This is a genomic window from Marinilactibacillus sp. 15R, assembly GCF_001895285.1.
Taxonomy (GTDB): domain Bacteria; phylum Bacillota; class Bacilli; order Lactobacillales; family Carnobacteriaceae_A; genus Marinilactibacillus; species Marinilactibacillus piezotolerans.
Map to the genome: position 1 here is coordinate 24,882 of NZ_CP017761.1, position 11,777 is coordinate 36,658.

General features: G+C 34.7%; 11 protein-coding genes. 1 reads left to right on the forward strand and 10 read right to left on the reverse strand.

Features of this window, described 5'->3' with window-relative positions; genetic code table 11:
• Nucleotides 1-172: 172 nt before the first annotated feature.
• The 3 genes from BKP56_RS00130 to BKP56_RS00140 form a co-directional block, all read right to left on the reverse strand.
• A complete protein-coding gene (locus BKP56_RS00130) occupies nt 173-1,333 on the reverse strand; it encodes a MalY/PatB family protein (protein ID WP_442914823.1) in 1,161 nt (386 codons plus the stop codon).
• Nucleotides 1,334-1,349: 16 nt separating this feature from the next.
• The gene (gene malX / locus BKP56_RS00135; protein WP_072693063.1) at nt 1,350-2,918 is read right to left on the reverse strand and encodes a maltose/glucose-specific PTS transporter subunit IIBC; all 1,569 of its coding nucleotides are present in this window, start codon (nt 2,916-2,918) and stop codon (nt 1,350-1,352) included.
• Between the two features lie 130 nt (nt 2,919-3,048).
• Nucleotides 3,049-3,819: a MurR/RpiR family transcriptional regulator gene (locus tag BKP56_RS00140; protein WP_072693065.1), complete on the reverse strand. Its 771-nt coding sequence runs from the start codon at nt 3,817-3,819 to the stop codon at nt 3,049-3,051.
• Nucleotides 3,820-3,946: 127 nt separating this feature from the next.
• Between BKP56_RS00140 and BKP56_RS00145 the strand changes: the two genes are divergently transcribed.
• Nucleotides 3,947-4,159, forward strand: a complete 213-nt coding sequence (locus tag BKP56_RS00145; protein ID WP_072693066.1) for a hypothetical protein — start codon at nt 3,947-3,949, stop codon at nt 4,157-4,159.
• Nucleotides 4,160-4,294: 135 nt separating this feature from the next.
• Here BKP56_RS00145 and BKP56_RS00150 read toward each other — a convergent pair whose 3' ends face one another.
• From BKP56_RS00150 to BKP56_RS00180, 7 genes are all read right to left on the reverse strand, one after another.
• Nucleotides 4,295-5,230 carry a D-ribose ABC transporter substrate-binding protein gene (locus BKP56_RS00150; RefSeq protein ID WP_072693068.1) on the reverse strand — a complete coding sequence of 312 codons (936 nt, stop codon included), beginning with the start codon at nt 5,228-5,230 and terminating at the stop codon, nt 4,295-4,297.
• Between the two features lie 18 nt (nt 5,231-5,248).
• Entirely contained in the window at nt 5,249-6,211 is a 963-nt protein-coding gene (gene rbsC, locus BKP56_RS00155) for a ribose ABC transporter permease (RefSeq protein ID WP_072693069.1), read from the reverse strand.
• A complete protein-coding gene (locus BKP56_RS00160) occupies nt 6,211-7,692 on the reverse strand; it encodes a sugar ABC transporter ATP-binding protein (protein ID WP_072693072.1) in 1,482 nt (493 codons plus the stop codon). Before BKP56_RS00160 ends, rbsC begins: the two co-directional genes overlap by 1 nt.
• Nucleotides 7,693-7,704: 12 nt before the next feature.
• On the reverse strand, nt 7,705-8,106 hold the full coding sequence (gene rbsD / locus BKP56_RS00165; protein WP_072693074.1) for a D-ribose pyranase: 402 nt from the start codon (nt 8,104-8,106) through the stop codon (nt 7,705-7,707).
• Nucleotides 8,081-8,995, reverse strand: a complete 915-nt coding sequence (locus tag BKP56_RS00170) for a ribokinase (RefSeq protein ID WP_072693076.1) — start codon at nt 8,993-8,995, stop codon at nt 8,081-8,083. The genes rbsD and BKP56_RS00170 overlap by 26 nt, the downstream gene beginning before the upstream one ends.
• Before the next feature lie 10 nt (nt 8,996-9,005).
• On the reverse strand, nt 9,006-9,971 hold the full coding sequence (locus tag BKP56_RS00175) for a LacI family DNA-binding transcriptional regulator (protein WP_072693082.1): 966 nt from the start codon (nt 9,969-9,971) through the stop codon (nt 9,006-9,008).
• A gap of 232 nt (nt 9,972-10,203) precedes the next feature.
• Nucleotides 10,204-11,766, reverse strand: coding sequence for a Mur ligase family protein (locus BKP56_RS00180; protein WP_072693083.1), 1,563 nt, complete (start codon nt 11,764-11,766; stop codon nt 10,204-10,206).
• Nucleotides 11,767-11,777: the final 11 nt, after the last annotated feature.

The window sequence follows — 11,777 nt, forward strand, 5'->3', positions numbered from 1 at the left end:
TACGTTGATCACAAATAAAAGAAACCGCTTTTATATAAATTGTGATGAACTTCTTCTATTTAATTTTTGGCTAGGTCATTATGTTTATTATAGATTTCTAGACAAAAAATTTCGGATAGACACAGATATATAGCCCCCTGTGTCTATCCGAAAAATAAATACTCTATTCTATTTAATTTAAACTTTTAATTAATCGATGGAGTCCATCTACCACTTTGTGTCTAGGACACCCGACATTGAGTCGTAAAAAGTTCCTTCCGTTTCCTCCGTATACTCCACCGTCCATTATAGCTACTTGACCAATTTCTAGTAACTTTTTTTGAATTTCTTCCATTGTTCCTGGATAATTTGTCATATCCAGCCACATTAAGTAGGTAGAATGTGATTCCACTACTTTTATAGTAGACATTTTTTTTAACAATTCTTTCTTTACATATTCAATATTTCCATCAATATACTCATTCAATTCTTCTACCCAATTTTCACAGTTGTCGTAGGCAGAAATGGTGGCTTCAAGACCTAAAGTACTTGCAGAAGAGAGCCCGTCTCTATTTTTCAATCTATATCTAAATGCTTTCCTATCCGTTTCACTAGGCAAAAGGACGTAGGAAAAAATTAAACCTGGAAAGTTGAATGTTTTAGATCCTGAAGTTACAATAGCAACATTTTGCTCAGAAAGTTCCAGAATGGGATGATGAGCATATTCTTTTCTTACTATATCCATATGGATTTCATCCGATATTAAGAATACTTGGTACTTCTTACATAATTCTACGATTTTCTTTAACTCTTCCTTTTCCCACACTCTTCCAGTTGGATTATGGGGAGAGCATATCAACAGTATTTTATTTTGTGGATCTGATAGCTTTGTTTCCAGTTCAATAAAGTTGATAGAGTATAGTCCATTTTGATAAAGTAATGGGTTCTCAATAAGTTTGCGCTGGTTTCCTACAATCGTTTTGAAAAATGCGTCGTATGCTGGCGTTTGTACAATGACACCATCTTGTTTGTCAGAGTGCATATCGATCAATAAAGAAATACTATAAATAACTGACGGACTGTAATTCAGCCATTCTTTTTTTATTTCTAAATTAAATCTATTCCGATACCACTTCAAAACTGCTTCTTGGAATGCTTGATGATTCCACCTTGTATAGCCAAAAATCCCATGTTCAAGCCTTTTAGATAAAGTATATCTAACTTCACACGGCAACATAAAGTCTGTATCAGAAATAGTAAATGGTAAAAGATTATTTTCTCCAAATCTGTCTTCAATATAATCCCATTGTGTACAATGAGTGCCCTTTCGATCGACTATCTGATTGAAATCCACACACTTTTTCTCCTTCCTAATCATATAACAATGAATCTAATTCATTTCTGACACTCGTTACCTTAGTCCCTACGATAACTTGTACATTATTCTCTCCGAGATGAACAACTCCTAAAGCACCCAGTTCTTTAAGTTTATTATCATCAACGATTGCTCCCTGTTTCAAAACTAACCTTAAGCGAGTAATACAATTATCCACTACTTCAATATTTTGTGCTCCACCTAAAGCATCAATCATTTCGGGCACATTGTAACTTCCTTTTTTCTTGTAATGAGTTTCTTCTTCCGTATATTCTGTTTCATCTGTAACTTTTTCTCGTCCAGGAGTCTTTAAGTCAAACTTTAGAATAACTGTCTTAAATACAAAATAATAAAACGCAAACCAGATTGCACCTATTACAATAACCATCCACCATCTAGTATAATTTCCTTGCATAATACCGAAAATAAGAAAATCGAGTAATCCTCCATCTGTATTCCCAATGACAACACCCACTAACGGCATAATCATAAATCCTAAACCAGTCATAATAACATGGAAGATCCAGAGTAAAGGACTTATAAACAAGAAGAGAAATTCTATTGGTTCTGTAATACCCGTAACTGCTGTTGCTACAACACCTGATATCAATAGTCCTTTTATTTTGTGTCTATTTTTAGGCGTTGCTGCATGATACATGGCTAAGGCAGCGGCAGGTAACCCAAAAATAAATGTAGGCATTTTCCCTTGCGAAAGGAACGCCGTTGCATCGCCTGATATCGGAAGGCCTTGTTGTAACTCCGCATAGAAGATATTTAATGCACCAAATATTTGATTTCCTTCTATAATTGCTGATCCACCTGCTTCTGTGAATCGAACCATAGCCACTAGGATATGATGTAATCCAAATGGTAATAGCAATCGCTCCCCCGCACCAAACAAGAAAGGCCCAAATACTCCAGCGCTTTGAATCAGTGTACCGATTCCGGTAATTACTACCGCAAATATTGGCCAAATGATCGGTATAATCAACCCTACAACTGCTAAGACTAAAGAAGTGATAATAGGAACAAACCTTACTCCTGAAAAGAAGGAAAGGCTATCTGGAAGTTGAATAGTATAGAAACGCTTATGAAGTTGGTAAACTAACAAACCAGCAATAATTCCACCAAGAACACCCATTTCAATTGTCTGAATTCCAAAAACCATTCCTTGTCCAGCTTCTCTTAATTCTTCTGGATCAGCCAGTAAACTATTTTCTGTTAAATAAAAATTTATGGATAAGTTCATAATCGTATAGCCTACAAATCCTGAAAAAGCAGCAATCCCTTTTTCTTTTCTTACTAGTCCTAACGGAATTGCCATTGCAAACATCACTGGTAAATAACTAAATGCAAATGCTCCAATTGTTGACATAAAGCGAAAAACTATTTGTAAGAATTGATTTCCTAAAAATGGTAATGCATCAATCGTTGATTCTCCTGAGAATGAACTACCAATCCCAAGTAAAAGTCCCATAAATGCAAGCAATGCTACAGGTAACATGAATGTTTTACCTAATCCCTGAAAAAACTCCCAAAAACTTACTTTTTTCTTGTTTTTCATTTTTATCCCTTCCTTTGCTAAATTTGCCCGGGCATTTAATATACTTTTATTATATGGACTATAATAGCGAAATGCTACCGCTTACATAACGTTGGAAGTTCTTACACGATTATGTACCGATTTACATTATCTAATGCTTCTCTCCAGCATATCGAATCAACAATAAATCTAATATACCAGTTAGTGCTACTCTAGAACTCAAATCTACTTCTCCAAAATATAGGGGTTCAACAATTGCCTTTAGAGTATAGGTAGCCATTTTCTCTAAAGAACTATTATTGACTCCTACAACAGCAATAATAGGTACATTATTTTTTACAAAATTAGTAGCATATTCAGTAACATGGATTGTTTCCCCACTTAAACTGACTATTATAGCTAAGTCTCTTTGAGTTAATGATCTGGAAATCGATCTTAATTCATCCCAGTCTGTTCGAGCTGTAGCTTTTTTCCCTAATGCTATAAGTTTTTTTGCTGTATCTATACAAGTTGGTAAACTTCCACCTACTCCTATAATTTCTATCGTATCAGCTTCTTTCATTAGCTTTGTTACTTTACTGACAACTTCATCATTAACATTTTCAAAAGACTTAGAAATTTGGAGCTTTAAATTATCACTAAAAAGAGAAGTTTCTTTTGATAACTCTTTAATATTGGTCTGGCCTCGCTCTTTATTTGTATAATGTAAGATAGCATATTTCAACTCCTGAAACCCTTTAAAACCAAGATGCTTTGCTGTACGAGAAATTGTTGCAGTAGAGATAAAAAGTTTATCAGCTAATTGCTCAATCGTAATCTCTGATACTTCAATAGGATTTGCTAAAATATATTCCAAAACTTGATTTTCTAGGTTACTTAATTTTGATTTCTTTTTTTGCAACTTACTAATTAGAGAGTCCATTAGTTTCCTTCTTTCAAGTATAGTTTTAAAAAGCATATCATATAAAAGAGGGATTAGCTTGTATCCGCTTTATGAATGTACTTTATTATTTGTTTATGCTACATTAAAAATAAAGGAGTCCTAACTTGTGAAAGAAGATAAAGATAACGAGTCACCAAAAGAAAAAGATTCAGCTGCTGGTTCAAGTACGGGTATGGGAATTGGTATAGGGGTAGCTTTAGGAGCTGCCATTGGAATAATGATGGATAATCTAGCTGTTGGATTAGCAATTGGCATTGCCCTAGGGACCGTTATCGGGGCTGCAACTTATACAAGTAAAAACAATAAAAATGATGAATGAATTAAAGCACAGTATCCTTATTTTCTTGGGTACTGTGCTTTATTCTTGAGAAAAATGTTGTATTTATTATTCTTATTTTCTTTACTAGACCTTCAATCCTTTTCCAGATTCTCTGTTATTGAATATAGATTTTTTTTATTCAGCAGTCATCAATTCTAATGGAGAAGAAATTACGTTTTCTACATCTTTTCCTGAGACATAGTCATAGGCTGCTTGCACTGCTAATGAGCCCATTTCATATGGTTGTTGCGCTACTGTTGCATCTAATCGACCTTCTTCGATTTGAGCAAGTGCATCTTCATTTCCGTCAAATCCGATTACTACAATATCTTCTAATCCTGCTGCTTCTATAGCTTCTATAGCACCCAATGCCATTTCATCATTTTGAGCAAATACAGCATCAATATCTGAGTTGGATTGTAGTAGGTTTTCCATTACGGTTAATCCTTCTGATCGGCTAAAATTAGCAGATTGACTATCTACAACATCTAATTTTTCATTTGCTACATTATTAAATCCTTCACCACGTTCATTAGCAGCAGATGCTCCTGGGGTTCCTTCTAGTTGAACAACTTTAGCTTTTTCTCCCACAAGCTCAACTATGTGTTCAGCAGCCATTTCTCCGCCTTGAACATTGTCTGAAGCAATTAATGTAACGACTTCTCCACCTTCACTTGAACGGTCTAAGGTAATGACAGGGATCCCAGCTGCATTAGCAGATTCAATAGCTGGCGTGATGGCATCAGAATCTACTGGATTAATTAAAAGAACATCTACGCCTTGTTGAATCAAATCATCAATCCCATTGATTTGTGTAGCTGTATCGTCTTGAGCATCAACCGTTCGCACTGTCGTACCATTTTCTTCGGCTTTATCTTCTACCCCTTCTTGCAGCTGACCAAAAAATGGATTATTTAATGTTGAAATAGATAGACCAATAGTCATTTCATCTGGAGATATTTCCGCTACTTTTTCACTTTCATCAGATTGTTCGCCTTCTAATGTTGCTGAACCACAAGCTCCTAAAAGAAACATTGTAAAGATTGTTAATAGTCCAAAAAGTTTTTTCATGTTAATTCCTCCATTTATCTATTTTTTTCTGTCTAACAATACTGCAATAATAATAACGATTCCTCTAACTACTTGCTGATAAAAACTAGATACGCCAAGGAGATTTAATCCATTATTTAATGTTCCAATAATCAACGCCCCAATAAGTGTTCCCACTATACGTCCTTTTCCTCCTGCTAAGCTTGTGCCACCAATTACTACAGCAGCAATTGCATCTAATTCATAAGCGGTCCCGGCAGTAGGTTGTGCAGAATTTAATCTCGAAGTTAAAATCAGTCCGGCTAATGCTGACATCATTCCTGAAATAGCATAGACGGTATATTTAACTCTATCACTTTTGATCCCAGCTATATAAGATGCATTTTCATTCCCACCAATCGCAAAAGTCTTACGACCAAATGTCATTTTGTGTAAAAGAACAAATAGTATCCCGAAGGCAATAGCCATTAATACTACTGGGAATGGTATTCCAAATAGATACCCCCTTCCAAAAAATAAAAATGTGAAATCATCACTAAATCCTGTGATGGGATTCCCTTCTGTATAAACTAACGTTAATCCACGAAATATTGTCATTGTCGCAAGCGTTGCAATAAATGGAGCTACTTTACCTTTGGTAATCACAATCCCATTCAGTAACCCTAACGCTGCCCCTATTAATAGACCAGCAAAAATTGCGACAACAGGTGGTACACCTGCCGCTAGAATCCCAGCAGTCAAAGCTCCACTAAGCGCTAGTGTGGATCCTACTGATAAATCAATTCCTCCGGTAATGATAACGAATGTCATACCAAAGGCAATTAAAGCATTCACAGATACTTGTCTTAAAAGATTTAAAATGTTTGTCGGATTGATAAAATTTGTATTCAAAAATGTTACCACAACAACTAAAACTATTAGGGCAATTAGTGGCCCTAACTTCCTAAATAATTCACTTCTTTTGGCTTTTGTTTGAGTAATGCTTTTAGATTTAGCTTCCATTAAGATCCTCCTGTTGCTAATGTCATAATTTTTTCTTCAGATAAAGATTCTTTTGAGAGTTCTCCTGCTATTTTTCCTTCGTGAACTACAATTACACGATCACTAACACCGATTACTTCTGGTAAGTCACTCGATACCATAATAATCCCTACGCCTCTTTCCGTTAATTCTTTCATCAAACTGTAGATTTCTTTTTTGGCTCCTACATCCACTCCACGAGTTGGTTCATCTAGAATCAATACTTTCGATCCAGCACCAATCCATTTGGCAAGCACAACTTTCTGCTGATTCCCTCCCGAAAGAGCAGATGCCGGCAACTCCATATCTGTTGTTTTAACCGTCAATCTTTTAATTAGTAGCTCTACAAACTCTGCTTCTTCTTTACGATTGATCCAACCATATTTAGAAAATTCTTCAAAAGCCGTCATGCTGATATTATCTCGTATAGAGAAATCTAAAAATAATCCTTCGTCTTTGCGATTTTCTGTTAGGAATCCAATTCCTTTTGAAATAGCATCATTCGGCGTTTTTATCTCTACTTTTTCACCTTCTAAAAATATTTCCCCTTTTTCTAATCGATCAATCCCAAATATTGCCCGCATGATTTCCGTACGACCTGATCCCATTAATCCAGAAAATCCAATTATTTCACCTGAATGTAGCTTGAAAGAAATTTCATTAAAAAGGTTAGATCGAGATAGTTCTTTAACCTCTAATACCACCTCTCCCTTCTCGCTTTCGATAGTTGGGTAATAATCCTCTAAGTCTCTTCCAACCATTTGACGAACAATTTCATCATAGTATGTGTCCTTGGTAGGTTTAGTACTGATTGAGATTCCATCTCTCATAACTGTTACCCGGTCGCTAATTTTAAAAATCTCTTCCATCCGATGAGAAATGTAAACAATCGCTACATTTTTTTCCTTAAGTTGATTTATTATCTTGAATAATAGCTCAATTTCTCTATCCGTTAATGCAGCTGATGGCTCATCCATTATGATGACCTTGGTCTCGTTCATTAAGGTTTTTGCAATCTCAACTAATTGTTGTTGTCCTACACTTAATGTCTTCATTTGTTTGTCGAAGTCTATTTGGATACCAAGTTCTCGAAAAATATTGTCTGCCTTATTCTGCATCTCTTTGGTTTTTATCCAACCAAAATTTGTTTTTATTTCTTTTCCCATAAACAAATTTTCTAAAACGGTCATTTCCGGCCAAGTAATCATTTCCTGATGAATAAAGCTAATACCATAATTTTCAGCTTCCTTTGGATTCTCGAATAACTGCTCCTTTCCATCAATAACTATTTGTCCATCATCTTTTTTGTGTAGTCCTGTCATGATATTCATTAAGGTAGATTTTCCTGCCCCATTTTCTCCCATTAGTGCATGTACTTCACCCGCTTGTAGATCAAAGTCCACTCCTCTCAAGACATAATTGCTGCCAAAAGATTTAGTAACCCCTTTCATTTCTATGTTCATTTTTTGCACCTCCTAGAATAATACTCCGGATTGTAAAATCACATTTGCATAGGGTGTTGCTTCTCCAGTTCGAATAATTGTTTTAGAAAATTGAGACTGTTTTTTAAATTCTTCATGTTGTATATAAACAACTTCAATATCAGAACTTTTTAATTTTTCTACTGTTCTTTTATTAAGGTTCGAATTTTTACCTTTTATTTCTTCAGCCAATATCGCTTTTTCTATTTTCATTTCATTCATCATTAAGTTTAATAACTCTTCAAAACTGGGTATGCCTTCAGATATCGATAGATCAATTTTTTTCACTCCATCAGGAACTGGCAACCCGCAATCTGCAATAATCAATTGATCTGTATGCCCCATATCCGCTAATATTTTACTGATTTCGCTATTCAAGATCCCATTTTTTTTCATATTCCATTCTTCCCTTCATTTCTTTTAATGTCGGCATTCCATTTTGTGCTCCCTTATTTTGAATAGCAATAGCTGCAGCTAAATTCCCGAATTTTATACTTTCTTCTATCTGCAGACCCGAGGTAACCGCTACAGCAAATGCTCCATTAAAGGTATCTCCTGCCCCTGTTGTATCTTCTACATTTTCTACGGGTATTGACGGGACTTTAATAATAGATTTACCATCATGGAATATGGCTCCTTTTGAACCTAAAGTTACTATTATTTTTTTTGGATATTGTGTTAAGACATCTTTTAAATTTTCATTAGGAAACATCGTCTTAAACTCCGTTTCATTTGGAGTCAGAAATGTTAATTTATCAATAGTATTCTTTGCTATTGTTCTAGCTGGAGCTGGATTTAATAAAACAGGCACATTCTCCAGATTACATAAATCAATTAAACTTTCTACCGTTTCTTCTTTTGTCTCATTTTGTACCAAAACTAAATCAATTTTTTCATCTTTTCTATTTTCAAAGTAAGTTCTGACCGCTAGTGGATTATACTCAGCATTTGCTCCTGGCACATATATAATTGAATTATCTCCTTCAACCAAAGTGATCACTGCAGAACCAGAAGGTGAATGTGTAACCCGTTCCACATTGCTTATGTTTATATTATTATTTTGAAGATTCTGTAAAAGTCTTTCCGCAAATTCATCTCCTCCAACAGCTCCTAGTATTGATGTCTTTGCTCCTAAACGAGCGCAAGCAATGGCTTGATTAGCTCCTTTCCCTCCAAAATCTGTGGTAAAACTTGTTCCTTCTATCGTTTCTCCAACAAGAGGTCTCTTATTAGCTCCAACAATGAAATCTGTTGATATACTTCCTACTACTACAATATTTGACATTTTCAAGCTCCTATCTTAAAGTATCTCGACAAACCAGATCCGGTTTTAAAATAACTCTTTTTTGTGTAATTGACTTTTTTTCAATTAAATTAAATAACATTTTTGCTCCTCTGTGCCCTACTTCATAAGCTGGTTGAGCAATAGTAGTAAGCCCCGGAAACATGTAGCGGCTAAAAGGCATATCATCATAACCAATGATCTGTATATCCTGTGGAATACGATACCCCCGTCTCATCGCTTCTTTCATAACGGCTAGTGCGTATACATCATTACTTGCTATTACACTATCAAAATTTTCAAAGGTTTCAAAAAGGCTTCTTGCTATTTTTTCTGCTTTATCAACTTGATAAGTATTTGTTTCAAAGATTTTATAATTTATATTAGATCGGTTTAAGATTTGAAGGTTTCCAGTAAGACGATCATTCGCTCCTGGTACTTTTTTAGGTCCCGCCATTACAATAACGCTCTCTGCTCTTGCTTCTTTAATTGCCTTAGCTGCTAGTTTACCGCCCAAGAGATCATCAGTAGAAATGGAATAGTCTTCTTTTTCCATTGCTCTATCTAATAAAACAAATGGTATGGTTGATTTAGCATCTTTTTGTATAGCGGAGGCTGACAATACTCCAGAAACATTATATTGTGAAAAAAACTTAACATAAGATTTTTCTTTTTCTAAATTATCTTCCACATTTCCAAGAATTACCATATATCCTTTTTCTTGAGCATAATCCTCTACTCCCTTTGCTAGTAAAGGAAAATATGGATTAGAGATATCAGGCAGTAATAATCCTATCATCTTAGATGTTTTTTGAAACAAGGATCTAGCCACTTCATTAGGATAATATTCTAAAGTTTTAATCGCTCTTTCTACCTTTTTTCTGGATTCTTCTCCCACATATCCACTATTATTTAACGTTCTTGAAACTGTGGCAACGGATACCCCAGCAAATTCTGCAACATCTTTGATTGTAGTCATCTTATCTCCCTCTATCTGTAACCGATTACACAATTAGTTTACCATCATTTTCTACTTTGTCAACTATAAATAATTATCTTCTAAAAAAAGTATGCTATCTAAAATAATTTACTAAGGATATACCTTTGCATATTAACTAAGAAACGTTTTTCAACATACAAAACTAGCTATATTAAGCCGATGAAACTCAAGACTTAACATAGCCAGTTAATTTTATTTTACTTACTCAATTTCAACCCATACCAATTATTTTAGAACCTACTACACTATCTATTGCCTCGTGGTCAACATTCGGATACATTTGCTTCAATAAATCTAATGTTTTTTTAGCTCCGGTATCCATTGAATGGGCTCCAGAAATCAATAAGATGTCATCCGGATTTAACCTTTCAACGCCTAGTTGCAGCGCATCGTCTAACTCCTCAAAAAAAGCTACATCTATTTTATTCTTCTGCATCACTTCTAAGAATGCTTCTAATTCTTCTTTTGTAACCTCATCTTTTTTCATTACATGCGATCGACTGGTTGTTAAAATGATGTTTTCTATATTCATTTTATTAAACCACCCTACTATTGATTCTGCAATTTCTTCGCTTAATTCTGGTCCATTACTTCCTCTAATCGCATGTACAAGATGCATATTTTCATATTTCAGATGACTGATTGCTTCCATACAGGAATCGATATTATTTTTATTTAATAATAAATCATCAATGACCTTAAACTCTTGATCATAAAGAATTTGAAACCGTCTTTCTACTCCTTTGAAGTTTTCAATCCCTTTTTTAACATATTCAAGAGGGATATTATTGATTAACGCGGTTAGAATTGCTGTTGTGGCATTATATATTGAGTGATAGCCTGGAACGGATAATTGAATCTTAAATTTTTCAGGGCTGATTTGTGTCCCATTTAATGTATTAAGGTGGGACATAATATTGACGGTAAAAGACGGCTTACCAGACGATAAATCGATATCCGTTATTTTAACAGTCCCTGAACTATTTTCTATTCCAAAAGTTACGACCTGAGCTTCCGTTTGATTTACCAACGGATTTAATAACGGCTCATCAATATTCAGAATTGCAAAGCTATTTTTTGGTGCATTTCTTATAAGTAGCGCTTTTGCATCAAAATAAGCTTCAAAAGATTCATGTAATCTAATATGTTCAGGGCTAATATTAGTAAACGCCACTACATCAAATGCTGTTTTATGAACCCGTTTAAGTTCCAGCGCTGAAGAGGAGACCTCCATAGAAACATGAGATATTGCCTCATCTACCATTTTTGCAAAGTATTTCTGTAAATCATAAGATTCTGGCGTTGTTAAAACACTAGTTTCTATCTCGTTATCAATTTTAGTAATAATCGTGCCGATTAGTCCTACTTTCAATTTATATGCTTTAAAGATCTCATCCGTCATATATGTAATTGTCGTTTTACCATTCGTTGCCGTGATACCAAAAATGCGCATAGACTTAGATGGTTGTTTAAAAAAATTACTAGATATGGTAGCTAAAGCTTCTCGACTGTCCTTTACTTTAACCTGAAGAACATCCAAATCCTTAATGAACCGCTCTACAACAATGACAACAGCTCCTTTAGCAACAGCTTTTTCTGCATACTGATGACCGTCTGCTAGATGACCTTTGATGCAAACAAAGAGTGTATCTTGGCTAACTTCCTTTGAGTGGTAGGCTACATTTTTTATATTTAATTTTTCAGTATTCGTTTTTTCTTTAGCAAGACGTTTCGAATCAATCTCTACCAATTTTAATAGTTCAGTTAATTTCATTTAATAGTGTC

Bases quoted from the DNA above. Each gene is read 5' to 3' on its own strand.
- BKP56_RS00160 (WP_072693072.1), bottom strand. From the start codon at position 7,692: ATGAACATAGAAATGAAAGGGGTTACTAAATCTTTTGGCAGCAATTAT.
- BKP56_RS00140 (WP_072693065.1), bottom strand. From the start codon at position 3,819: ATGGACTCTCTAATTAGTAAGTTGCAAAAAAAGAAATCAAAATTAAGT.
- malX (WP_072693063.1), bottom strand. From the start codon at position 2,918: ATGAAAAACAAGAAAAAAGTAAGTTTTTGGGAGTTTTTTCAGGGATTA.
- BKP56_RS00175 (WP_072693082.1), bottom strand. From the start codon at position 9,971: ATGACTACAATCAAAGATGTTGCAGAATTTGCTGGGGTATCCGTTGCC.
- BKP56_RS00150 (WP_072693068.1), bottom strand. From the start codon at position 5,230: ATGAAAAAACTTTTTGGACTATTAACAATCTTTACAATGTTTCTTTTA.
- BKP56_RS00180 (WP_072693083.1), bottom strand. From the start codon at position 11,766: ATGAAATTAACTGAACTATTAAAATTGGTAGAGATTGATTCGAAACGT.
- BKP56_RS00170 (WP_072693076.1), bottom strand. From the start codon at position 8,995: ATGTCAAATATTGTAGTAGTAGGAAGTATATCAACAGATTTCATTGTT.
- rbsD (WP_072693074.1), bottom strand. From the start codon at position 8,106: ATGAAAAAAAATGGGATCTTGAATAGCGAAATCAGTAAAATATTAGCG.
- rbsC (WP_072693069.1), bottom strand. From the start codon at position 6,211: ATGGAAGCTAAATCTAAAAGCATTACTCAAACAAAAGCCAAAAGAAGT.